General features: G+C 72.5%; 19 protein-coding genes and 2 pseudogenes. 9 read left to right on the top strand and 12 right to left on the bottom strand.

Translation table 11 applies throughout. The annotated features are described in order from the left end of the window. Positions 1–125: 125 nt before the first annotated feature. The 4 genes from DRB89_RS34305 to DRB89_RS34295 all read right to left on the bottom strand — a co-directional run bounded on the left by DRB89_RS34305 (position 126) and on the right by DRB89_RS34295 (position 4,023). Entirely contained in the window at positions 126–1,577 is a 1,452-nt protein-coding gene (locus tag DRB89_RS34305; RefSeq protein ID WP_162688843.1) for a serine/threonine-protein kinase, read from the bottom strand. Then, positions 1,574–2,320 carry an FHA domain-containing protein gene (locus DRB89_RS43330; protein ID WP_162688842.1) on the bottom strand — a complete coding sequence of 249 codons (747 nt, stop codon included), beginning with the start codon at positions 2,318–2,320 and terminating at the stop codon, positions 1,574–1,576. Before DRB89_RS43330 ends, DRB89_RS34305 begins: the two co-directional genes overlap by 4 nt. 75 nt (positions 2,321–2,395) lie before the next feature. Then, complete coding sequence (locus DRB89_RS34300; RefSeq protein ID WP_112451525.1) at positions 2,396–3,277, bottom strand: peptidoglycan DD-metalloendopeptidase family protein; 882 nt, start codon at positions 3,275–3,277, stop codon at positions 2,396–2,398. 113 nt (positions 3,278–3,390) lie between these two features. Next, positions 3,391–4,023, bottom strand: coding sequence for a TetR family transcriptional regulator (locus DRB89_RS34295; protein ID WP_112451526.1), 633 nt, complete (start codon positions 4,021–4,023; stop codon positions 3,391–3,393). Positions 4,024–4,145: 122 nt separating this feature from the next. Here DRB89_RS34295 and DRB89_RS34290 point away from each other — a divergent pair, with 122 nt between their 5' ends. Next, complete coding sequence (locus DRB89_RS34290) at positions 4,146–4,994, top strand: class I SAM-dependent methyltransferase (protein ID WP_112451527.1); 849 nt, start codon at positions 4,146–4,148, stop codon at positions 4,992–4,994. Positions 4,995–5,094: 100 nt separating this feature from the next. Here DRB89_RS34290 and DRB89_RS34285 read toward each other — a convergent pair whose 3' ends face one another. The 3 genes from DRB89_RS34285 to DRB89_RS34275 all read right to left on the bottom strand — a co-directional run bounded on the left by DRB89_RS34285 (position 5,095) and on the right by DRB89_RS34275 (position 8,157). Further along, positions 5,095–5,907, bottom strand: coding sequence for a glyoxalase (locus DRB89_RS34285; RefSeq protein ID WP_204357860.1), 813 nt, complete (start codon positions 5,905–5,907; stop codon positions 5,095–5,097). 102 nt (positions 5,908–6,009) lie between these two features. Next, a complete protein-coding gene (locus tag DRB89_RS34280; protein ID WP_112451528.1) occupies positions 6,010–7,554 on the bottom strand; it encodes an aldehyde dehydrogenase family protein in 1,545 nt (514 codons plus the stop codon). Positions 7,555–7,752: 198 nt separating this feature from the next. Next, positions 7,753–8,157: an AMP-binding protein gene (locus DRB89_RS34275; protein WP_343234831.1), complete on the bottom strand. Its 405-nt coding sequence runs from the start codon at positions 8,155–8,157 to the stop codon at positions 7,753–7,755. A 20-nt stretch (positions 8,158–8,177) separates the two neighbouring features. Between DRB89_RS34275 and DRB89_RS34270 the strand changes: the two are divergent. Both DRB89_RS34270 and DRB89_RS34265 read left to right on the top strand, forming a co-directional pair. Then, positions 8,178–8,300 (top strand): annotated as a pseudogene (locus DRB89_RS34270) (carbohydrate ABC transporter permease); the annotation flags it as partial. A 115-nt stretch (positions 8,301–8,415) separates the two neighbouring features. Continuing rightward, positions 8,416–9,858 (top strand): GH1 family beta-glucosidase, encoded by a 1,443-nt coding sequence (locus DRB89_RS34265; RefSeq protein ID WP_112451548.1) that lies wholly within the window; start codon positions 8,416–8,418, stop codon positions 9,856–9,858. Positions 9,859–9,924: 66 nt separating this feature from the next. On the opposite strand, the gene DRB89_RS34260 is transcribed toward DRB89_RS34265, so the two are convergent. Then, on the bottom strand, positions 9,925–10,527 hold the full coding sequence (locus DRB89_RS34260) for a TetR/AcrR family transcriptional regulator (RefSeq protein WP_112451547.1): 603 nt from the start codon (positions 10,525–10,527) through the stop codon (positions 9,925–9,927). A gap of 52 nt (positions 10,528–10,579) precedes the next feature. Between DRB89_RS34260 and DRB89_RS34255 the strand changes: the two genes are divergently transcribed. The 6 genes from DRB89_RS34255 to DRB89_RS34230 all read left to right on the top strand — a co-directional run bounded on the left by DRB89_RS34255 (position 10,580) and on the right by DRB89_RS34230 (position 17,099). Beyond that, a complete protein-coding gene (locus DRB89_RS34255; RefSeq protein ID WP_112451546.1) occupies positions 10,580–11,614 on the top strand; it encodes a GNAT family protein in 1,035 nt (344 codons plus the stop codon). 8 nt (positions 11,615–11,622) lie between these two features. Continuing rightward, a complete protein-coding gene (locus DRB89_RS34250; protein WP_112451545.1) occupies positions 11,623–12,876 on the top strand; it encodes an MFS transporter in 1,254 nt (417 codons plus the stop codon). Positions 12,877–13,162: 286 nt separating this feature from the next. Further along, a complete protein-coding gene (locus DRB89_RS34245) occupies positions 13,163–13,366 on the top strand; it encodes a cold-shock protein (RefSeq protein WP_112451544.1) in 204 nt (67 codons plus the stop codon). A 129-nt stretch (positions 13,367–13,495) separates the two neighbouring features. Beyond that, positions 13,496–14,605: a hypothetical protein gene (locus DRB89_RS34240; protein ID WP_162688841.1), complete on the top strand. Its 1,110-nt coding sequence runs from the start codon at positions 13,496–13,498 to the stop codon at positions 14,603–14,605. Positions 14,606–14,802: 197 nt separating this feature from the next. Beyond that, entirely contained in the window at positions 14,803–15,834 is a 1,032-nt protein-coding gene (locus tag DRB89_RS34235) for a saccharopine dehydrogenase NADP-binding domain-containing protein (RefSeq protein WP_112451542.1), read from the top strand. Between the two features lie 356 nt (positions 15,835–16,190). Continuing rightward, positions 16,191–17,099 (top strand): ATP-binding protein, encoded by a 909-nt coding sequence (locus tag DRB89_RS34230; RefSeq protein ID WP_112463559.1) that lies wholly within the window; start codon positions 16,191–16,193, stop codon positions 17,097–17,099. A 178-nt stretch (positions 17,100–17,277) separates the two neighbouring features. On the opposite strand, the gene DRB89_RS34225 is transcribed toward DRB89_RS34230, so the two are convergent. The 4 genes and pseudogenes from DRB89_RS34225 to DRB89_RS34210 all read right to left on the bottom strand — a co-directional run bounded on the left by DRB89_RS34225 (position 17,278) and on the right by DRB89_RS34210 (position 22,991). After that, the gene (locus DRB89_RS34225; protein ID WP_112452055.1) at positions 17,278–18,195 is read right to left on the bottom strand and encodes a recombinase family protein; all 918 of its coding nucleotides are present in this window, start codon (positions 18,193–18,195) and stop codon (positions 17,278–17,280) included. A gap of 210 nt (positions 18,196–18,405) precedes the next feature. Continuing rightward, a complete protein-coding gene (locus tag DRB89_RS34220) occupies positions 18,406–19,029 on the bottom strand; it encodes a histidine phosphatase family protein (RefSeq protein WP_112452054.1) in 624 nt (207 codons plus the stop codon). A 130-nt stretch (positions 19,030–19,159) separates the two neighbouring features. Continuing rightward, a pseudogene (locus tag DRB89_RS34215) lies at positions 19,160–22,176 on the bottom strand (Tn3 family transposase). Between the two features lie 116 nt (positions 22,177–22,292). Continuing rightward, positions 22,293–22,991, bottom strand: coding sequence for a CHAT domain-containing protein (locus DRB89_RS34210; protein WP_343234851.1), 699 nt, complete (start codon positions 22,989–22,991; stop codon positions 22,293–22,295). Positions 22,992–23,688 lie beyond the last annotated feature (697 nt).

Below are 23,688 nucleotides of genomic sequence, written 5' to 3'. Positions count from 1 at the left end.
TTGTCAGAGCGGTGTGATGTGCCTCAAGGCTCTCGGAGGAGCCGGCCGGGCGGAACCTCGCACGAACGAGGGTGAGCGGGTGCGAGGGTGAGCGGGTGCGAGGGTGCGAGGTGCTGCCAGGGCGGTCAGCAGCTCGGGACCCAGGCGTGGGAGCGCGGGCTCTCCCCTCCGCCGAGGTTCGTCCTGGTGCGCACCTTCACGCAGCCCAGCAACTGCCGCTCGCCGGCCTGCCCGTAGTAGCGGACGTCGACCTTGGCCGCTCCCTCGGCGAGGTCGAAGCCGTTGTTGTAGACCGAGCGCGGAGCGCCGCTCGCCGCCCACGGGCAAGGGGCCGGCGCATCGGTCCAGTCGGTGTCGCCGTCGACCCAGGAGCACATCTCGCCCCGGCCGTCCTCCCGCGCGAAGAAGCAGACGGCGCCGCGCCGGCACCTGTCGTAGCCCGTCGTCCCGTCGCCCGCGAGGGGCAGCAGTCCCGAGCCCCAGACGACCCCGAGGCCCGCGAGTGCGCCGGCCGCGGCCGCGGCGGCGATCAGGGCGCGGCGCCGTCGTCGCGGGAGCGGGCTCCGCGGACCCCGGCCTTGAGCGTCCGGGCCCTGCGGAACCGGGTCCTGCGGAACCGGGCCCTGCGGGACCGGGTCGCGCGGGGCCGGTGGCGCGTACGTCCCTTCGGCGCGGGCCGTCGCCGCCGCCCGCGCCCGGCACAGCAGTGACGCCGCGGTGTGCCGGACCCGGTCCTCGTGCCTCCGGGCCAGGCAGTCGTGGACGATGTCCCGCCAGGGTGCGGGCAGTTCGGGCGAGAGGCGCAGCTCCTCCTCGCCCCTGGCGTAGCGCAGCGCGGCGTCCCGGCGGGCCGCCGGCGTACCGCCGGGCAGCGGCAGCGTGCCGGTGAGGACGACGTGGGCCAGGACGCCGAAGGCCCAGATGTCGGCCGTCGGACGGATCTTCGTCCCGCGTTCGCCGACCTCCGACCAGAGCAGGTCCGGCGGGGTGTAGTCGGGTGTCGCGAAGGCCGCCGCGTACGCGTGGGTGCCCTCCAGCTCCGCCGCCATGTTGAAGTCGCCGAGCCGCGCCGAGCCGTCGGGCATCAGGAGCACGTTCCCGGGCTTGAGGTCTCCGTGCACCCAGCCCGCCCGGTGCAGTTGGTCGAGTCCCTCGCAGACCTGGGCGAGGAGCACGGGCCCCGCGGGCGGCACGCCGCCGGCGAGCAGGGTGTCGAGGGACCCCGCGGCCTCCTCCAGGACCAGGACGGTGGCGCCGTCGAGTTCGGGGCGGTCCGGATCGTCGACCGTGAGCACCTCGTACATCCGGATCAGGCGGGGCGTCCGCACCCGGCGCAGCACCTCGGTCTCGCGCGCGGCGAGCTCTCCCAGGTGGCGCAGCTGGCGCGGGGTCGAGGTGCCCGTCGGTAGGACCTTGAGCGCTGCCCGGCCGGGCAGTCCCGGTTCGGGTACGGCGCGCAGGGCCGCGTACACGCTGCCGAAGGCGCCGGATCCCAGGAGGCGGCCGGCGACCCAGGGGCCGACCCGGTAGCCCCGCGGGACCGCGAGGGCGCCCGGTCGGCCCGCCCGCCCGGTCAACGCCCGCCACCGGTCGCGGGGGTCGGCAGGGCCGCCAGATCGTCCTCGCCGACGAGGTCGAAGCGCAGGGCCAGCGAGACGAGGGTCTCCTTCTTGCCGACCAGTCGCGGTCCCGGATCCGCCGTGTCCGGGCCCGGCTTGAGGCGGAGCTTGACCGCGAGGTAGTCGATGTTCCACTGGACGGCGGCGCGGTTCGCGGCCGTCCAGTGCGGCTTCAGCCGTTCGACGACCTGCTCGACGGTGGGCAGCGGCGCGTGCGGTTCGCCGCGCAGCCGGGACTCGCAGAGCGCGGTGAGGACCAGGAAGTACCGGCTGGAGCGGTCGAGCGGGAAGGCGAGTACGGTCGGGTCCCCGCCGGGGTCGCCGGGCTCGTTCCGGTCGGCGTAGTCGTGGCGCGGTGCCCAGACGTCCAGGGTGAGGAGCTCGGATCCGGCCGGCAGGACGATCCGGGCGAACTCGAACGGGACGGGTGCGGCGAGCCGCCCGGGTGCGATCTTGATGTGTTCGCCGGCGCCCTCGGGGTTCTCCACCACGTAGGTCGACGAGCGGCTGAGGTTGCTGAGCGACCAGTGCGTGCCGCTGGCGGCGATCTCCCCCGCCGAGCGCGAGATGCCGGCGTGCGGTAGGCGCAGGCAGCCGTCGCCCTCGCCGCCGCGGCCGAACCGGAGGGTCTGCCCCGGTGCCAGGCGGATCTGTGCGGCCGGGGACATGGTGGGCCCCGGAACCACGATGATGCTGTACACGCTGTTTCCTTCCCCCAGAGTGCCGGGGGAAGGTTAGCCAGCGGAATCAATCAGTCCTGTAACGGCGGCCCGTGCTCAGCACTCGCCGCGCCACCGGAAGCTCTGGATCGTCCGGCCTCCGGCGGGCAGGTTCCCGCGTCCCTCCTGCGGGCCGAAGTGCAGGCAGGCGCCGCCGCCCTCCCGGAAGGCGACCTGTACGTGGTCGTAACCCGGGTCGGCCGTACCGTTGTTGAAGAAGGACTTGCGCAGCCCGCAGGTGCTGTTCGGTTCGTTCCCGGCGGAGCGGCAGACGGTGCCGGTCCCGTCGGTGCCCGAGTAGAAGCAGACGTATCCGGACGGGCAGTCCTGCCAAGCGGGCGGCGTACCGGTGCAGTTGCGGCTGGTGACGCTCATCCAGTCCTTCGAGGCACCGGTGTATTCGACGCCGTCGAAGTGGACGGGCACCCGGTGGCTCTCGTCGGTGAAGTCGCCGCCGGTGGCCAAGTACCGCTGCTCGTAGTGCAGGTGGGCCCAGCCCGAGGCCCCCGAGGTGCCGATCCGGCCGATCCGGGTGGACGGCTGGACGGCGTCGCCCTTCTTGACGTAGGCCGCCGGGTCGTCCTTCAGGTGGTAGTACGCCGTGAACCAGCCGTTGCCGTGGCTGATCTGAATGGTGTTGCCCGAGCCGTTGTTCCAGTAGGTGGCGGACACCGTGCCGGCGGCGGACGCCAGGACGGGCAGGCCGTCGGATCCGGTGTTGCCCTCCACCACGATGTCCAGCGCGGGGTTGTGGGCCCAGGTGTGCATCTCCCATGTCGTGCCGCACGGGAAGGGCAGTTGGAACGGCGGCTTCGCCGCGGTCGCGGCGGCCCCGCCCCCGGCCGCCGTACCGGCGGCCGCGACGGGCGCTCCCGCCAGTACGAGCCCCGCCACGCACATCAGCACCACGGCCCGCAGTCTGCGCACATACCGCAGCATGTCTTCCCCTCCCCGTTCACACGGACCCCGCCCGGCCGGACGACGCCCAGCGCCATGGTCGGGGGCGGGAGCCGATCGCGAAACCTCGCACGCACGAGGGTGCGGGCTCCGACTCAGGCCGTCTCCTTCGGATCGTGCCGGGCCCCTCCCAGCAGGACGGCCGTCAGGCGGCGGATCGTCTCGCCGGCGGGCTGCGCGGTCTCCGCGTGCTGCGCGGGTCCGGGGCCTCCCGTCAGCAGCAGGTGGTGGACGGTGCCGATGAGTGCGAGGGAGAGGGTGGCGGCGTCGGCGTCCGGTGCGATCCGGCCCCCCAGCCGCTCCGCCTCCAGGTAGGCGGTGACCGATTCCTGCATGGCGGCGAACCCCGGCGAGCCGGACTCCAGCGCCCGCCGGGTGTGGAGCGAGGCTCCGGGGCGGGTCATGGCCAGGCCGGCGATCGCGGGGTCCAGGGAGTTCAGCAGGGCGAGCGCCACCTCGGCGAGGTTCCCCTCGACGGTGCCGCGCCCCGCCTTGGAGGCCAGCTCTTCGGCGAAGCGCGCGCTGCGCGCGAACCGGTCCAGGACCAGCTCCGCGACGAACTCGTCGATGCCGGAGAAGTGGGTGTGCAGCACCCCCTTGGCGCACTCGGCCTCGGCCGTGACCGCCCGGCTGGTCAGGGCGGCCGCGCCGTCGCGGGCGACGACCCGTTCCGCGGCCGCGAACAGCCGTTCGCGCAGGTCGGGAATAGCCACTCCACGCGGTGACATAAGACCTCTCTCCGAAATTCCGATGCCGATTGCCGGTGACCGGTGACCGGTGACCGATTGCCAGTATGGGCGCATGCCCATACTCTTTGGGCACTTGCCCATTCTAAGTGCGGAGGAACCCGGTGGAACACATGGCCAACACCGAACAGGCGCGGGCGTGGAACGGATACGAGGGCACGCAGTGGGCCCTGAACCAGGACCGCTGGGACGCCGTCAACGACGGCTTCAACGGACCCCTGCTCGACGCCGCCGCCATCGGCACGCACGAGCACGTACTGGACGTCGGCTGCGGAGCCGGCCGCACGACGCGCCTGGCCGGCCGCCGGGCCGCCGAAGGGCGGGCCACCGGCCTGGACCTGTCCGCCCCCCTGCTGGAGCGCGCCCGCGGGAGCGCCCGCGACGAGGGGCCGGCCAACGTGTCCTTCACCCAGGGCGACGCCCAGAGCCATCCGTTCGCACCGGGCGGCTTCGACGTGGCGATCAGCCGGTACGGCGTGATGTTCTTCGCCGACCCGGTGGCCGCCTTCGCCAACATCGCGGGCGCGCTGCGCCCGGGCGGACGCCTGGTCTTCGTCTGTCCGGCGGAAGCCGACGGCAACGAGTGGCTCCAGGCCCTCGCCGCGCTGCGCGGCATCCTGCCCGTCGGCGAGTTCGGCGCCCCGGGGTCCCCCGGGATGTTCTCGCTCGCCGATCCCGAGCGCACCCTGCGGGTCCTGTCCGCCGCCGGTTTCGAGGCGGCCCGGGCGGTACGCGTCCACGCGGACGGGGTGTGGGGACGCGACGCCGAGGACGCGGCCGGGTTCCTGCTGGGCTCCGGCCCCGGCCGGCACCTGCTCGACCAGGTCGGGCCCGAGGAGCAGCGGCTGGCCCGCCGGACCCTCACCGACGCGCTGCGCCCGCACGAGAGGAACGGCTCCGTCCTGCTGCGCAGTTCCTCGTGGCTGGTCACCGCCGGCCGGCCGGCGCGCTGAGGCCCGGGGCCCGGGGCCCGGGGCCCGTCGCCCGGGGCCCGTCGCCGAAGCGGCGCGCCCCGGCCCCGGGATCCGGGGTGCCCGTCGGTCGGGGCCCCGGTCAGTCGGAGTCCGGCGCGGGAGGCGTGCCCGGCCCGACCTCATCGTCCGGGGCCGCGGACCGGGCCGCGGACGGGGGCTCGGACCGCCACCGTTCCAGGGCCGCCACCTGCCCCAGCTCGCCCTCCACCCGGCTGCGCTCGGCGTCCGTGAGCTCGATGGCCCGCAGCTCAGCCGCCCACTCCTCGATCCGCTCCACCTCGTCCAGGGCGGTGGCCAGTTCCATCAGCGTGGCCAGGGCCAGCGCCCGCTCCACCCCGGCGGCGTCCGCCCCGTGGCGGCGAAGGCCCGAGGTGACCGCGCGGAACGCGGCCCGGTCGTCGCCCTTGAACTCGCGCAGGACGCGTGCGTTGTCCAGCGCCTTGGCCAGCCCCGTCAGCTTCTTCGAACCGCCGTACTCCAGTTCCTCCGGCTCGTCGCGCTGGATGAAGATGACCGAGTTGCCGGACGGGTCGACCAGCGTGAAGCGGGACGCCCCGGGCCGGTGGCGCGTGATGCGCGGCCGCCCGGACGACAGCACCTTGCCGTAGGCCCGGCGCATGGCCTCGGTGAAGGCCGCGTGGTAGGGCGCCACCGCGTCCACCAGGACGAGGCAGCCGCCGACGTCCTCGTTCGCCGGGTCCGCGCCCGAGGCCGGCTTGGTGAAGTGCAGCGCGAACCCGCTCCACTCCACCACCAGGTACACGTAGGGCCTGGTCTGTTCGTAGGTGACTTCGAACCCGAGGGCCCGGTAGAACGCCAGGGTCTCTTCCGGGGACGCGCACGCCAGCATGGGCACCGTCGTCTCGTTCGCCCGCACCACGGCCTCGCTCAAGGACTTCCCGCCTTCCGTCAGCAGCGGACCCTGCCCGCGCCCGCCGCACGATCCTGGCACGCGGGACGGCGGCAGCGGGGCGGCAGCAGCAGCCGGAAACCGCTACGGCATCAGTTGGTACTGCGGGAAGTTGCCCGGCAGGCGTTCGCTCTCGGGGCCGTCGGTCACGGCGTGGACGAGGAGTTCCCCGCCGACGAAGGCGCCGCGCCAGGACGCGCCGAAGCCGCCGAACAGCTCTTCCCGGTCGCCCCGCGAACGCGGCTTGCCGTGCCCGATCTTGAAGGCGCGGATCTGCGGTGCGAGCCGGTCGAAGGTGGTCGGATCGTCCGTGGAGAGCGTGGCGACCAGGGCTCCGTTGGAGGCGTTCATCGCGGCCAGGAGCTCGGCCTCGGTGTCGACGAGGACGATGCTGTCGACGGGGCCGAAGGGCTCCGCGTGGTAGAGCGGCGAGGAGGCCGGCGGGCTGAGGAGCGCGAGCGGGGCCACGTACGCCGAGGTGTCCTGGCCGGGCAGGAAGCGGCCGGGGTCCAGGGACCCGCGGTAGAGCGGCACGGCGCCCCGCTCGACGGCCTCGGCAGCGTGGTCGGTGAGCTCCTTCGCCTTGGCCGCGTTGATGAGGGGGCCGAAGTCCAGCTCGGGCAGCGGGTCGTCCGGGTGGGCGACCGCGAGCGGATGCCCCGTACGGACGGACGCGACGGCCGGCAGGTACGCGCCGAGGAAGGCGTCGAAGGCGGTGCGCTGGACAACGAAGCGGGGGTAGGCGGTGCAGCGCTGCTTCCCGTAGTCGAAGAGCTTGGGGATGACCGCTCCCAGGGCCGCCCAGTCCGTGTGCTCCCAGATGCCCCACGTGTTGAGTCCCTCTTGTTCGAGGATGTGGCGCTTGCCCAGGTCGGTGACGGCGGTCGCGATGCGGGCACCGGCGTCCCGGCCGCCGACGAAGGAGACGCAGCCGATCTCGGGCGAGCGGACCAGGGCCTCGGAGAGCTCGCCGCCGCTGCCGCTGATCAAGGTCACCGGGATGCCCTCGCGGTGGATCAGCGCGCAGGCCAGGGTGAGGCAGGCGAGACCGCCGTCGGTGGGGGTCTTGGCGATGACGGCGTTGCCCGCGAGTGCCTGCACGAGCATCGCGTGCACCAGCACCGACATGGGGTAGTTCCAGCTGGCGATGTTGGAGACGGGACCCCCGAGCGGTGTCCGGCCCGCCAGCATCGCCTCGATGTGCTCCGCGTACCAGCGCACGCCCTCGATGGCCCGGTCCACATCGGCCCGGGCCAGGCGCCAGGGCTTGCCGATCTCCCAGACGAGGAACAGGGAGAGCAGCTCGCGGTGTTCGGTCAGGGTGTCCAGGGCCGCGCTGACGCGCGCGCGGCGTTCGGGGAGCGGTACGTGGCGCCAGGCGCGGTGCTGGTCGAGGCTCGCCCGCACGGCCCGGGTGGCCACGGAGGAGTCCAGGCGCGGCGGGCCCGCGACGGAGCTGCCGTCGACGGGGCTGGTTGCGGGCAGCGCGCGGCCGTCGGAATGCCAGGAGCCGCCCCAGAGGTTCAGGACGCGGTCCTCCTGGAAGGCCTCGGGGGCCACGGCCAGGGCGCGCTGCCAGGCATCGAGCCAGGCCGTGCCGGGCTTGAGGGCGAGGGCGGGGTGTGCCATCTGCGGTTCTCCGCTCGGTCGGTGGGCGGAACACGGGGTGGACCGCGTACGGCCGCACGTGCGGGGTGACGCCGTGCGGGGTGACGCCGTGCGGGCCCGGGCGGACTCGTGGTCCGACGGTACGTACTGTCGGACCGCACGAACGGTTTCCCCGCTCGACGGCGGGTCGACGGACTGCCCCCCGTCGGATCCTCGTGCTCAGCCGACCCCGGGGGCGTCCGCGACGCGGCCGGTCACCAGCAGGTCGCCGTCCGGGGTGCGGCGCGCGAGGCGGCCCGTGCGGAAGTAGCCGTCGGCGGTGAAGGCGCGGGCGTCGCGGGCGGGCGCCCGGTAGTAGCCGCGCGGGGTGTGCGGACCGCGGACGAGGAGTTCGCCGGGCTCCCCCTCGGGCAGGTCCTTGCCGTCGGCGTCGACGATGCGCACCTCCTCGTCGACCGAGAGCGGGCGGCCCTGCGTGCCCAGGACGGTCCCGGCCGGATCGTCGGGCCGGGTGAGGATGAGCGGCCCCTCGGCCATGGCGAAGACCCGCTGCAGGCCCGAACCCAGTGCGGGGCCCACCCGTTCGGCGGTCGCCCGGCTCAAGGACGCACCGCCGATCTGCACGAGCCGCAGACTGCCCAGGCACCGTCGACCAGGCCGTCGTGCTCACCGGCGCGCTCATCTCCACGCTGCCGCTGCTCCTGGTCTTCGCCGTCCTCGGCAAGCACATCGTGGGCGGCATCACCGCCGGCGCCGTCAAGAACTGACCGGCCCGCTCGTCCCCCGTCCGTACCGCACCACCATCCGTACCGCACCACCATCCGTACCGCACCATCATCCGTACCGCACCATCATCCGCACTCGCGTTGGGAGCGCTCTCATATGACCGCGTCCGAGACCCGGCCACTCGCCGCCGTCCGTACCTTCCCGTCCGACTTCCTGTGGGGCGCGGCCACCGCCGCGTACCAGATCGAGGGAGCCGCGCGGGAGGACGGCCGGACCCCCTCCATCTGGGACACCTTCTCGCACACCCCCGGCAAGGTCTTCGAAGGCCATACCGGTGACGTGGCGGTGGACCACTACCACCGGTTCCGCGAAGACGTCCGACTGATGTCCGAACTCGGCCTCAATGCCTACCGGTTCTCCGTCTCCTGGTCCCGCGTCCAGCCGACCGGCCGGGGCCCTGTCGTCCAACGGGGCCTGGACTTCTACCGCCGGCTCGTCGACGAACTGCTCGCCGCCGGCATCGAACCCGCCCTCACCCTCTACCACTGGGACCTGCCGCAGGAGTTGGAGGACGCGGGCGGCTGGCCGGAGCGTTCGACCGCGGAGCGGTTCGCCGAGTACGCGGGCCTCGTCGCGGACGCCCTCGGAGACCGGGTGCGGCGCTGGACCACGCTCAACGAGCCCTGGTGCAGCGCGTTCCTCGGCTACGGCTCCGGGGTCCACGCCCCGGGCCGCACCGACCCGGTCGCCGCCCTGCGCGCGGCGCACCACCTCAACCTCGGTCACGGCCTCGCCGCGCAGGCCCTGCGGGCCGCGCTGCCGGGGGGCGGCCAGCTGGCGGTCTCCCTCAACCTCCACGAGGTCCGCCCCCTGACCCCTTCGCCCGAGGACCGGGAGGCGGCCCGGCGGATCGACGCCGTCGGCAACCGGATCTGGCTGGGCCCGATGCTGGAGGGCGCCTACCCGCGGGACCTGTTCGCGGACACGGCGCACCTGACCGACTGGTCCTTCGTCCGGGACGGCGACACCGCCGCGATCCGCCAGCCCCTGGACCTGCTCGCCGTCAACTACTACACGCCGACGGTCGTTTCACACGTCGCGGCGGGCACGGAGCGGCCGCGGGACGACGGGCACGGAAGCAGCGAGCACTCCCCCTGGCCGGGCGCCGACGACGTCGCCTTCCACCGCGCGGCGGGCGCGCGCACGGCGATGGGCTGGCCGGTCGCCCCGGACTCGCTGTACGAGCTGCTGACCCGGACCGCGGCCCGGTATCCCGGCCTGCCGCTCGTCATCAGCGAGAACGGGGCGGCGTACGAGGACGAGGTCGGTCCGGACGGCACGGTCCACGATCCGGAGCGCGCCGCGTACGTCCACGCGCACCTGGACGCCGTGCACCGGGCGATCGGCGCGGGGGTGGACGTACACGGCTACTTCCTCTGGTCGCTGCTCGACAACTTCGAGTGGTCGTACGGGTACGCGAAGCGGTTCGGGGCCGTCCACGTCGACTTCGCGACGCTGGAGCGCACGCCCAAGTCGAGCGCGCGCTGGTACGGGGGCGTGGCGCGGACGGGTGAACTGAGCTCGCCCGGCGGGGCGTAGCGGCGCACCGGCGCTGACCAGGACCCCCCGACCTCGGGTCCGGGGCCGGCCGCGTCAGCGCAGCGGTCAGCGCAGCGGCGTCCGCGTCGAGGCGAGGAACCCGTCGACCATGGCGGTCTGTACGTCCTCGGGGAAGCGGCCGGGGTCGAAGAGGGCCTGGACCACGAGTCCGTGGGTGAACGCGACGGCGGTGGCGGCGAGTTGTTCGGGATCGGCGGTCTCGGGGAGCTCGCCCAGGCCGAGCGCGGCTTCGAAGTGCGGGCGGATCGCCGAGCGCATCCGGGTGTAGCGGTCGGCCTGGTCGGCGGCCAGGCCGTCATCGGCCAGGGCCAGGTCCCAGGAGCTGACCCAGATGCGGTTGCGGGCGGTGTCGTCCGGGGTCAGCGGCAGGATGTCCAGCAGCACGGCCCGTACGGCGGCCAGGCCCTCGGTGGGGCGGGCGCGACGGGGGCGTTGCGCGGTGCGCTTCTCCAGCAGGTCCAGGGCGTGCGCGATCAGGGCCCGCTTGGTCGGGAAGTAGTGCATGAGCATCCCGGTCGAGACGTTCATCGCGGCGGCGACGGCGCGCAGGGTCAGGCCGCCGAAGCCCTTGTCGGCGAGTACGTGCCAGACCGCCTGGGACACGTCCTCGCGGCGGGCTTCACGATCTCCGGGTGCGGGGGGTGGCATGCTGCTACCTTACATACCGAACGCTTGTTACGCACTGAGGATCGAGGTATCCGTGTTCACACTGCCGATCGGCGAAAACGCCCGCCTCCGCCCCCTGGAGCCCTCGCACGCGCGGGAGTTCCTCGCCCACATGGACCGCGCCCGGCCCTCCGTGGACCCCTGGATACCGTGGGCGACGTTCAGCACCGACCTCCCGTCCGCCACCGCCGTACTCCAGCGGTACGCCGACCGGCAGGCCGCGGACGGCGCCCGGATCTACGGGATCTGGCTGGACGGCACGCTGGTCGGCGGCGTGATGTTCACGCAGTTCGACGCCGCCGCCGGGGTGTGCGAGATCGGCTGCTGGCTGGAGGCCGCGGGCGAGGGCCGGGGGCTGGTGACCCGGGCGTGCCGGGAGCTGATCGGCTGGGCCTTCGGGGAACGCGGGATGAGCCGGGTCGAATGGTGGGTCTCGTCGGGCAACACCCGCAGCGTCGAGGCCGCGCGCAGGCTCGGGATGACCCGTGACGGTGTGCTGCGACAGCGGACCTCGTACCGGGGCGTACGGCACGACACCGAGATCTGGTCGGTCCTGTCCGAGGAGTGGTCACCCGCGGCGGACGCCAAGACGGACGCCAAGACGGACGAGAAGGCGGACGAGAAGGCGGACGCGGCGACGGGCGAGGTGCCGGCGGAAGCGGCGCACCGGGTCGCCAAGGCCGAGCTCGACCGGCTCATGCGCACCTTCCTCGGCGCGTTCGCCAACACCGGCGGCGGCCGGCCGAACCTCGAAGCCGTCCGCGAGGTGTTCATTCCGCAGGGAACGATCATCAAGAACGTCGGCGGCGAGCCCGTGGTCTACGACCTCGACGCGTTCGTCGAGCCCCGGGAGAAGATCCTCACGGACGGGACGCTGACCGAGTTCTCCGAGTGGGAGGTCTCCGAGCGGACCGAGGTCTTCGGCACGGTCGCCCACCGGTTCAGCGAGTACGGTAAGTCCGGCTTCCTCGACGGCGAGTGGTTCGAGGGCTCCGGCCGCAAAACCACGCAGTTCGTCCGCACGCCCGCCGGCTGGCGGATGAGCGCGATGGCCTGGGACGACGTATAAGGATCTTCGTGGCACGGCAAGATCTCGGACGGTCGTTCGGCTGGTTGTGGTCGGCGTTCGCCGCCTCCACGGCCGGCACCTTCCTGGGGTTCGGCGCGTTCCCCCTGATCGCGATCCAGGTGCTGCACGTCGGCCCGGCCGCGGTGTCGGCGCTTCCCGCCGCGGCTCTGGCGGTCGGCTCGCTCCTCGCGCTCCCGCTCGGCCCGTGGGTCGAGGTCCGGCGGAAGAAGCCCGTCATGATCGCCGCCGACCTGGTGCGGTTCGGCGCCCTGCTGACGGTCCCGGCGGCGTACTTCGCCGGCCGGCTGACCTACACCCAGCTGCTGGTCGTCGCCGTGGTCAGCGCGGCGGCGAACATCGCGTTCGCCGCCGCCGGCGGCGCCTACCTCAAGCAGCTCGTGCGCCCGGACCAGCTGCTGGTGGCCAACGGCCGCTTCGAGTCGACCGCCTGGACCGCCACGGCCGTCGGCCCGACCCTGGGCGGGGCGGCCATCAGCCTGCTGGGCCCTGCGGTCACCGTGCTCGCCAACGCCGCCGGCTTCCTGCTGTCCGCGCTCGGGATCGGCGCGATCCGGGAGAAGGAGGCCGCCCCCGAGCGGGCCGAGCCCGCGCGGTTCCGGGCTTCGGACCTGGTCAAGGGCTGGAAGTTCATCCACGAAGACCGGCGGCTGCGCCCGCTGTTCTGGAACACCGTGGCCGTCAACGCACTGATCATGGCCACGGAACCGCTGCTGGCCGTTCTGCTGCTGCACGACCTGGGCTGGTCGGCGTGGCAGTACGGACTCGTGTTCGGCCTGGCCTGCACCGGCGGGTTCATCGGCGCCCGCCTCGCCCCGCGGCTGGAGGCCCGCTACGGGCGCCGGCGCGTCCTGACCACCTCCGGGGTCCTGCGCGCCCTGTGGCCCGTCGGCCTGTTCTTCGTCGTTCCCGGGACCGCCGGCATGGTCCTGGTCGTCGCCGTCGAACTGGTCCTGATCACGTGCATCGGCGTGTTCAACCCGCTGTTCGCGACCGAGCGCCTCCAGCGGGTTCCGGCCGAGCGGGTCGGGCGCGTCCTGGTGGCCTGGAAGATCACCGGCAGCGGCGCGACCGCCGCGCTGACGGCCCTCTTCGGGGTCCTGGCCTCGGTCACCGGCGCCCGCGCCGCGATCGGCGTCGCCGGCCTGCTTCTCCTGGCGACCCCGTTCCTCCTGCCGCGCGGGGGCGGGAAGTGGCCGGGACGGGTCCCCGCGTCGGCCGGGAGCGAGAAGGCCCGCCCGTGAGATTGGCCGGAACCGCCCCTCGCGGTACCGGGCACCGATCCGCACACAGAACCGTCAATGGTCGATTTTCAGCCATCACATCGAGTGGCTGGCCTATATACATGTATCGCAGGGGGTGTCCGGCCTCGTACCTTCCGTCATGCGGGCTGCTCGGGGCCGGTCTGGCGGACCCACGCCACCACCGTGGCGCAGCGGTCCGCCGGTGGCCGCCGGCCACCGCGAACAATCGACACCGCACGACGCACACCCTTGGGTGAGCACGGGCGCACCCGAGAAGGAGACAGCGATGGCAACTGGCATCGTGAAGTGGTTCAACGCCGAAAAGGGCTTCGGCTTCATCGAGCAGGACGGCGGCGGTCCCGACGTCTTCGCGCACTACAGCAACATCGCCGCCACCGGCTTCCGGGAGCTCCAGGAGGGCCAGAAGGTGACCTTCGACGTCACCCAGGGCCAGAAGGGCCCCCAGGCCGAGAACATCGTGGCTTCCTGACCCCACGCCACCGGAGCGCCCCGCATCACACCGATGCGGGGCGCTTTCGCGTGCGCGCAGCCCCGCGCCGCTGCGAAGCGCAGGCCGGAAGGGGTTACCGTGTCCCTTCATTCGAGGGGGAGTACAGCGATGTCGCACAACACGGGGTGGGGACAGCACCCGGGACAGCCCACGCCGCAGTGGGGAGGCGGCTGGATGCCGCCGTCCGCGCCGAAGCCGGGCGTCATACCGCTGCAGCCGCTCGCCACGGGCGAGATACTCGGCGGCGCGTTCTCGACCTTCCGCCGCCACTGGAAGACCCTGGTCGGCGTGATGTTCGCGGCGCAGGGAATCGGACTCCTGCTCGTGGCCGCCGCGATCGTCCTCACCGTCGTGGCCGCGCGGAGCCGCTTCTCCGACGTCGCGGACCTCGCGCCGGGGGAATCCGGCGGTGGGGCGTGGGCGGCGCTGCTGCTGGCCTTCGCACCGGCCGGCGTGCTCCTGCTGGTCACGATGACCCTGAGCGCCGCGGTGACCAGCGCCCTGTGTCCCGCCGTGGTACAGGAGGCCGTGCTCGGCCGCCCGACGACCTTCGGCGTCATGTGGCGCCGCTCGTGGTCCCGGCTGCCGTCGGTGCTCGGGACCCTCTTGCTCACCGGGCTGATCGCGGGCGGGCCGATGCTCGCGCTCTACGCGATCTGCATCCCGCTGATCATCACGGCCCCGGCCCATTCCGGCCCGCCGGCCGCCCTGTTCGTCTTGCTGCTGGGCCTCTTGCCCTGCCTGCCCCTCTCGATCTGGCTCATGACGCGGCTCAGCCTCGCGCCCGCCGCCGCGGTGTGCGAGGGGCTCGGCCCGGTCGCCGCCCTGCGGCGCTCCTCCCAGCTGGTCAAGGACGGCTGGTGGCGGGTGTTCGGCAACACGATGCTCGCGTACATCGTGGCGGCGGCCGTGGGGTACTTCATCCAGATGCCGTTCGGCCTCGTCGGCATGGTGGGGCTCATCCCCTACTTCGGCGACGTGAGCGGCGAGAACCCGGACGTCGGCTCACTGATCGCCGGAGTCGTCGTGTACGTGGTCTCCGTGCTGGTCGGCACCACGGTCAGCATGGTGTTCCAGTACGGCTTCCCGCAGCTGGCCCTGGCCCTGTTGTACGTCGACCAGCGGATGCGCAAGGAGGACCTCGCGGCGGTCCTGATCGCGTCGGCCGCTCCCGCCGACCCGGTGTACGCACCCGCCCCGCATCCCGACCAGGTCTGAGACGGGCGGGCCCGGCCGCCCGCGACGGCCGGCGGGCAGACGGGCGGGCAGACCGACGGGCAGACCGACAGGGAGACCGACAGGGAGACCGGCGGGCATGTCCGAAACTGTGCGAGTGATGTCGTTCCGGACCATCACGTTCGGACCCGGCCCACGGTGAGACTGGACTCATCAGGACACCGAGAACGGGGAAAACGATGAGCACGACGGCTGCAGTGGTGGTTTACGGCGCGACGGGGCACACCGGTCGCTTCATCGTCGAGGAGCTCCGCAGGCGCGGCATCACCACCGTGATCTCGGGCCGCGACGCGGCGCGGTTGGAGCTACTGGCGGCCGAGTGGCCGGGAGTGGTCGTGCGGCCGGCCTCCGTGGACGACCCCGGCTCCCTGGACCGCGCCCTGGCCCGTGCCGCGGCCGTCATCAACTGCGCCGGGCCGTTCGCGCTGACGGGAGGACCCGTCGTCGAGGCGGCCCTGCGCGCGGGCATCCCGTACCTCGACGTCGCGGCGGAGATCGAGGCGAACGCGGCGATGTTCGCCGACCACGCGGCGGCGGCCCTGAGGTCGGGCACGCCCGTGGTGCCGGCGATGGCCTTCTTCGGCGGCCTGGGCGACCTGCTGGTCGCCGCGGCGATGGGTGACTGGACCGCCGCGGACGAGGTGCACGTCGCGTACGGGCTGAACAGCTGGCGTCCCACACCGGGCACCCGAACGGCCGGCGCCGTGTCCCACGAGCGCCGTGCGGGCCGCAGGGTGCGGTTCGCGGACGGTGCGCTGGAGTACCACGACGACGAACTGCGCGAGCAGGACTGGGACTTCCCGGAGCCGCTGGGCCGCCGCGCGGTGATCGCGGAGTTCACCATGGCCGATGTCGTCACCGTGCCCAGCCACGTGCACGTGCCCGATGTGCGCACCTACATGGCCGTCGAGGCCGCGCGGGACTTGGCCGGGCAGGACACCCCGGCGCCGGAGGCGGTCGATTCCCTGGGCAGGTCGGACCAGCTCTTCGTCGTCGACGTCCTGGTCCGCTCGCGGGGCGTGGAGCGGCGGGCGACGGCCCGCGGCCAGGACATCTACGCGGTCACCGCACCCCTGGTGGTGGAGGCCGTCGAGCGCGTCCTGGACGGGCGGACGCGGACCACCGGTGTGGCCTCGGCCGGCGCGATCTTCGACGCGCCGGACTTCCTGCGGGCGCTGTCCCCGTACCTGTCGGTCGATCTTCCGCACTGACCGGCGGCGGTCGCGAACGGGAGGGTCGCCTCAACTCCCCTCCGGGGCCGACGAGTCGGGTCCGATCCGGAAAACACGCGGGAAAAGACCCCCGGGCCCCGCCGAGGAAGCCCCCCGGGGTGCCTTCGGCGGGGCCTTCGCGCCGCTCCGGCCCCCCGCGCCGACCCCCGGACCGGCCGTCTCGAAAAAGCCCTGGACACGGCCGCCTGGGACCCTGCCACACCCGCTCTGACCTGCGCGTTCACCTCCCAATCCCTAGGATGGGCGCACACGGGGGGAGGCCGCGCGAGCAGCGTCGGCCGCTGCGGCGACCTCCGCCCGCCGACGTGCCCAGGACGGCCCAGGGAGGGTGCTTCATGACCGAGTCCGACAACCCCAGTCGGCCCGCGGACGGGAACCAGATCGCGTACGACGGCAGTCAGATCCAGATCCTGGAAGCCCGCGAGTCGATCCGCAGGCGCCCCGGCATGTACATCGGCTCGATCGGCGAACGCGGCCTGCACCAGCTGGTGTACGAGGTCGTCGGGTACGCCGTCGACGAGCACGTGGCCGGCCACGCCGACGCGATCGACGTCACGATCACCGCGGACGGCGGCATGCGCGTCGCGGACAACGGGCGGGGCCTGCCCGTGGAACCGGAGGAGTCCACCGGCAGGTCGGCCGTCGAACTCGTACTGACCGAGCTGTCCTTCGGCTCCGGGCCCCGCTCCCGCCACCATGTCTCCGGCGGCCTCAGCGGCCTGGGCATGTGCGTGGTCAACGCGCTGTCGGACCGCCTCTCGGTCGAGGTCCGGCGCGACGGCTTCCGCTGGACGCAGGAGTACGAGCGGGGCGTCGCGCTCGCGCCCTTGACGCGGCACGAGGCGACGACCGGGCACGGCACCACGATCGTGTTCCGGCCCGACGCGGGCATCTTCGAGACCACGCGGTACTCGTTCGCCACGCTGACGGAGCGCTTGCGCGAGCTGGCCTTCCTCAACGCGGGCCTGGCCGTCTCGCTGACCGACGAGCGCCCGGAGCGCCCGGTCCGGTTCCGGCACGAGGACGGCCTCCGGAAGTTCGTCACCCACCTCAACCCCTACCCCGTGGCACCGGCCAAATGGGTATACGAGCACGGGCCACGGAGATCCGAGAACGGCGATCCCGCCCCGGCTCGCCCCCGCGGATCGTCACGGGCCGAGGTGCACGTGCCCCGTCCAGTCCCAGGGGTTGACCGGACCGTCCGTGGAGTCGGGCGCCGCGAGTTCCCTCCTCATGCGGCGTAGAGCCTGGTGCAGCGCGAGACCCGGGTCCCGGTCCGTTCTGAGCCGTTGGTAGAAGGCCGTGGGGTCCCAGCAGTTCCCGCCGAAAAAACAACGCTAAGCAGCTGCGGCCCAGTTCAGAGGGTGGATCAGGGCAGCCGCAGCGGATGCCCGCCGAGGGGTGCCCGGAGCGCGGTCCTGGTCACTGGCAGAGAGCGCTGACCCGGTTCTCGTACTCGCGGCGGGCCTTGCGCTGTGCCGGGACTGCCGGTGCGCCCTGGGTGCCGTCGAGGGGCTGGCAGCGGGTGAGGAGCTGGCGGTGGACGGCGGGGACGGCGCTGACGCGCAGGGTGTAGCCCTGACCGCGTCGCACGGTAACCCCGTGGTCGAGCGCGGCCCGCTCGGCGGGCTCCAGTTCGGTGGCGCGGAGGAAGTCGGCGACCTTGCCCGGCATGTCGAGGGTGACCGGCAGCTCCGATGCTGACGCGCCCTCCTCGATGGCGGTGCCGTCGGGCAGGAGGTCGGCGACGGTCGTGCGGATCGCCCCGCGGCTGACGCCGTGTTCCCGGGCGAGGGCGGCAATCGAGCGGCCCTCCAGGTAGGCGGTGCGCACGTCGGCGGTCGTCTCGGCCGGGACGGCGGGGCGGCGTCCGCCCTTGTTGCCCTTGGCCTCGGCGGCCCGCAGCCCGTCGTACGTCAGCTCGCGCTGGAGGTCACGCTGGAGTTCGCCGGCGGCGGCGAGGGTCTGCACCATGAACTTCACCGTGGACAGCAGCTCTCCGGTCCGCGGGTGGCGGGCCGTGAGCTCCATCGCGGAGAACGCGCCGTCGTGGATACGCAGCCCTACTTGGTCGCGGTGCAGGACGTCGAGCACGTCGAGGATATGCCCGGTGCCGCGCACCAGGCGGAACATCTCGGAGATGTGCACGGTGTCGCCCGGCCGCGCGTACGTCAGCAGCTCGCGGAACTTCGGGCGCTGGAGCGGGTGGAGGCGGCTGGAGGTGCCGCCGTCCTCCTCGAAGACGACCGGATCCTCGATCCCGGCCTCGGCCAGGACGAGATCCTGCCGGGCGGTCGACTGCTGGTCGGTCGAGACCCGCTTGTAGACCAGGTTCGCCACCGAGGGCCCCTTCCGTGCGGAGGATCGGACCCTACCTGTCGTCAAACCCTGTCAGCAATCACCATCGGATCCGATTGGATTCGATCCGCCGTGAACCCCCGGATTGCACGGGTTCATTGGACGCGTCTGGCGCCTGTCGTCAAACGATCGTTTACCGACAGGCGCCAGACGCTCCCTTCAATGAATCAACATCGATCTCACCTCCGGGCCTCAGACGTGGAGCTCCTGCGGAAAGCCGGTCCAGCGAAGCTCGGCGGGGAGGTGGCCTGAGTCGTTGAAGAGGAGGATCGACGGGGGGCGGCCGGGCGCATAGCGGATGACAGTCAGTGCCGCGTTGGCGTGGTTGATGCCCATCCAACGCCACTTCGGCGCGTCGAGGGCGGCTCGGACGAGCCAGCCGACGAGGAAGTTGTGGGTGACGACAAGTTCGTGGCGTGGTTCGTCGCCGACGACGGGCCCAGTGAAGTCCGCGAGCGCCGCCGCCGCGAGGGCGGGTCCCTGCTCGCGTTGCTCAGCCGGGAACTGGTCTAGGAACCCGAGCATGGCGTCAGCCGCCTCGGTCGGCAGCTCCTCGCGCGCCGGGAGGTAGGGAATGTAGTCGCCGGCTGCATCGGAGCACCGACGGTGGACGCCGTCGAGCTGTTCACCGACCAGCTGGGCGGTCTGTTCAGCACGGGCGAGCGGCCCGTGGTGGATCGCCGCCAGCGGGACGCCACGGAGCCGCTCCCCGAGCAGGGCGGCCTGGCGGCGGCCTGCCTCCGTCAGTTCACTTTCGTCCGACGATGCCTCGCCGTGGCGGGTGAGATAGAGGTAGCGGGCGGCCGTACCGGTCATGGGCGGGTCCTTCAGGAAAGTCGATCTTGCGGACTAATGGAGGGACGCCGACCACCCAGGGCCGGTTCCACGAAGGGGTGGGGTGTGTACCGCCCTTCCCCGTGGGGTGGCGCCGGGACCGATCGTCGCTCTACAGCCCGGCTGCGGGCTCGTCCGTACCAACGGTCCGCAGCGGCCGGTGTCCCTGCTCGTCGAGCTGGGCCAGTTCGTGTTCGTAGTCGACGGTGATGGAGCCGTAGTAGTTCACCACCGAGCTGCGAGCCGGGGAGATGTGCGCCAGGACCTCGGCGTCCACCTCGCGGCCGGCCCCGCGCAGCTCGCCGACTGCCAGGCCCATGTACTCGGTGTGCCAGCAGACCACCGCGTTCGTCACCACCGTCAGGCACCACGCCTGCTCGTTCTGCTGCTCGGGCTGACGGCGGGTGATCTTGCCCTCGCGGGCGTAGTGGAGCTGGCGGCGCAGGGCATGCAGGGACTCGCCCTTGTTCAGCTGCCGGGCGATCTTGCGCCGGTAGCCCTCGTCCGACAGGTACTTCGCCGCGTAGATCGTGCGCCGAATCGCGCCGTACTCCTTGAGCGCGCCGCGAGGGCGTTCTGCCGGGAGGACGCGGAGAGCTTGCCGACGATCAGGGAGGCGGTGGCGTGCCCGTACTTCAGCGATCCGGCCAGGCGGAGCAGGTCGTCCCAGTGGTCGGCGATCAGGTCGAGGTTGGCCTTCTTCGTCAGGAGCGGTCCTGCCTTCGGGAACCGCTCCTCGTAGTCGTTCTTGGCGCCCATCCGGTACAGGGTGATCTTGCCCAGGTCGCGGATGCGGGGCGAGAGCTGCTTACCGACCAGGTCGAACAGGCCGAAGTTGACCAGGGTGACACCGTGCGTGTCCGTGGCGTGCTCGGTGATCGGCAGGTCGGTGGCGTTGCCGAGGATCTCGTCCAGCACGTAGTGCGCCTCGCGGTGCGTGGCCACGATGACCTTCGTGCCGAATGTGGAGTGCTGGTCGGAGACGTGGGTGTACGTGGAGATTCCCTCGGAGACGAAGTACTTGTTCAGGTGCCGAGCGGTGATCGACTTGCCCCGGGTGGGAAAGCGCTGGCCGTCGGAGGAGGACAGGGTGCCGGAGCCGAACATCGCGGTCACCGGCAGCTTGTGGTGGTAGTTGACCAGGCAGATGTTCGCCTCGCGGAGCGTCTCCTCACGGATGTACCACTCCGCGGTCCACGCCAGCACGTCGTAGGGGATGCCGCAGGACGCGGCCATGCCGTGCAGCCCGAGGTTCGTGGAGAGCCCGATCAGGCAGGCGATCAGATTCCTTTTGAGCTGCGGCGAACGGGTCTGCTTGCCGCCGGCGTGAACGAAGCAGTCCAGGAAGCCGGTGTGCCGGTCCATCTCCACCAGCAGGGAGGCGATCGGCACGTTCGGCAGCATCCGCTCCAGCTCGGCGTGCAGTTCCTCGGCCTCGGACGGGATGTCCTCTGCCGTCAGCGGCGAGATGACCAGCTCCCCGGCGTCGTTCAGCCTGACCGGCCCGTCGCCGCGCCCCAGGACTTCCTCCAGGTCGGTCAGGGCCTCGTCGAGTTCGTCCATCACCAGCGGTAGGGCCTGTGAGGCGTCGGGGCTCTTGCCGACCAGGCGGCAGAACTCCGTGCGGTGCGTCTCCCACTGGGCGGGCTTGAACAGGTAGGCGGCCGGGTTGTCGTAACGGCGCGAGCCCGGCACGAACACATCCCCGCTGCGCAGGCCGTCGCGCAGCGCGAGCAGCGTGCACAGCTCCCAGTAGTGCCGGTACGCGGTCGCATCCCCCTTGGCGGCCTCGTCCAGGTAGCCCTGCCAGCGGGCCGGCACGAACAGCGTCGGTGCGTTGTCGGGGACGTTGCGGGCACCGATGGCGTTCAGTTCCCGCAGGATCGTGAGCGCCTCGATCAGCGGCTGCGCGTCGGTGCCGCCGGCGAATCGCACCGCCTCCAGTACCTTCGGCGCGAACTGCCGGATGTAGGTGTAGGAGCCTTCCAGCAGCGCCAGGTGCCCGTGGTCCTTCGGCAGCCGCACTGTGGCCGCGGCGTGCGCGGCCCGCAGCCGGGACATGCCGATCTTCCCGCGCAGCAGCGTTCCCACCGCCTCGTCCGGGATACCGGCATCGGCCAGCACGGGCAGGATCTCCTCCAAAAGGGCGAGCCGGTCCTCCGACAACTTGGCCCGCTCGGCAAGTACCTCACGCAGCTTGATCCGCGCGCGGGACTCCGAGCCCGACAAGGTCTGGTCGAAGAGCTGGACGACGGAGTCCAGGACGTCGACCGAGGACTGCGCGAGCAGTGTCAGCAGGATCGGATGGCGCCGGTTGGGCTCGCGCCGAACCAGGGCCTGCGCGGTCAGCCGGCGCCCGATCTGGGCCAAGTAGCGCCGACGTTCGGCGGGCAGCGACGACATGTCGACGGTGTCCGCGCCAAGTCCCCGCAGGAACCTCAGCTTCTCGACCTCGCCGCCCACACTCGTCGGCGACGCCTGCACCGGCCCGGTCACCAGCCAGTGCAGCCGCGAGGACCGCAGCTTCGCATCGAAGACCAGCAGCCCGTCCAGAGCCGGCGCCCGCTCCGGGCCCAACAGGTGAGCCACGCGCGCGTAGGTCTCCCGCTCGGCGGCCTCGCGGGCGGAGGCGACCTTCTCCAGCAGCGAGACGACACCCGGCCGGATCACCTTCGCTGAACGCAGGTACTCGCAGCCCAGCCGGAACAGGAGACTCGGGGCGTCGTGTTCCATCGCGCGGGCCAGCAGGAACTCGTCCAGCTCCTTGAGCTCGATGATCTTCGCCGACTTCCACCCTAGATACTCGGCGATCTCCCGCAGATGGTCGGTACGAGTCTGCTCCCGCTCCCCGTAGCCCGCCAGATCTGTCACGGCGAGCCCGAGCTGGCGGGCCAGGCGGCCGACCGCCGCGGGTGGTGCGGCGGGCACAGCATCGGGGACGAAGCCCAGCCAGGGCAGGGCAGACAGTTGCACAGCGGCGCCGAGCACGTTCTGGGCCCGGCGGAACTTCCGCAGGAACGCCTCGTCGGCCGGGGTGAGGGTGAAGTGCCGGATCAGCTCGTCCTTGCCGATCGTCGGGAAAGACCGCAGGGCCTCCAGCTCCTCATCACTGAAAACCCGCGTCGCCATCCGACCGCCCTCCAGTCTCCGTCACCCGGTCAGCCCAACGAGCCACCCTGCACACGGCAACGGGCCGCTGCTCCGCCTTCTCCGAGATCACGCCAGATCAGGGGAGCCCCACGGGCTTAGCGTTGCTTTTTCGGCGGGAACTGCTGGGACCCCGCCGTCGCCGTCCGTGTGGCCACGCGGTCGTCCAGCTCGTGCCGGGCCGCGATGACGTGGCGGAAGCCGGCCAGGTGCACAGCGGCTGCCAGGTGGAGGGCCTCGGCGGGATGCCGGTCGTGGGCGTCCGCTCCATGACAGGCCGACAGGTAGGCGAGCCCGCCGCCGCCGATGCGCAGGGCGGCGAGGTCGGCGAGGGTGACGGGGCCGTCGAAGGCGCTGAGCGCTGTGTCCGTGGGGGCGGTCAGGCCTCGCGCTCCGTGCCCGGCGAAATGGAACCAGGCGTACGTGCCGAGCCCGGACAGCAGGCTGCCGCGGGTGGCCTCGGAGCCGGCCAGCGTGGTCACGGTCACGGGCGCGGCCTCGGTCACCGCCGCGATCTCCTCCCGTACGCCGCGCAGGACGTCCGTACGGTCGAAGGGGGTCGGGACCGACACCGCGAGCAGTGCTGCGGCCCGGCCGTTCGGTACCGCGGGGCGCGCGGATTCGGCCAGGATGCGCAGGGTCGGCGCCTCCGAGGAGACGACGCGGTCGATGACGGCCCGGCCGGAGCCGTCGTGGTGGCCGGTGGCAAAGAGCGGGAACGTGCTGAGGGGGCCCGTGGCACACCACTGGACCCGCGGCCAGGGCAGGCCCTCTTTCGGCGGGGCCCGATGGCCCAGCGCTTCCAGGGCCGGCCCGGTGATGGCGTCCCAGCCCCAGGCGAGGAGTTCGCCGATCTCCTCGATCGCCGTTTCGAAGGCGACGAGCTTCGAGCGCTCCGGGGGGGGCGCCCGGCACGGGCCGCGGCGGCCAGGGCACGTTGCGCGGACCGTGCTTCCGCGGCGGCCTCGGCGTAGCGGGCGCGCTGGCGGGCGGCAAGATCCTCGTCGAAGTCCAGGCCCAGGGCCGCGATCCGGAGGGGTGAGGCGGCCGGGTCCGCGTCAGCGGCCGGCCGGAGCAGGATGGCGTCGCAGCGCGTCCTTGCGGCATTGACGACGACCACGGACCCGCACGCCGTCGAGGCGGCCAGGTCTTGCGGAGTCGGCGGCCCGAGGAATCCCCCGAAGCCGTCGAGCCGGCGGATGTCCGCGAGGAGCCGTCGGTGCCGCTCGTTGACCCGCGCCAGCCGGGCACCCCGGTCAGGGACCGGACCGCCATGGGTGAGTGCTCCGGCCTCGGCACGCAGGGCGCGGTAGCGGGCGGCCAGCTCCGGGTCGGCATCGTCGAGCCGTTCCAGTTCGAAGCCGGAGTCGGTGAGCTGGCTCCAGAGCAGACCGCGGCCCTGCTCCAGGAGCGCCGCCGCCTGCTCCGGATCGTTCATTTCCAGGGCCCACGCGGCGGCGGTGGAGGCGAACCCCGCCCACTCCCCCACCAGAG

This window comes from Streptomyces sp. ICC4 (assembly GCF_003287915.1).
Lineage (GTDB): Bacteria > Actinomycetota > Actinomycetes > Streptomycetales > Streptomycetaceae > Streptomyces > Streptomyces tritrimontium.
This window is presented reverse-complemented; position numbering and strand designations above follow the sequence as displayed.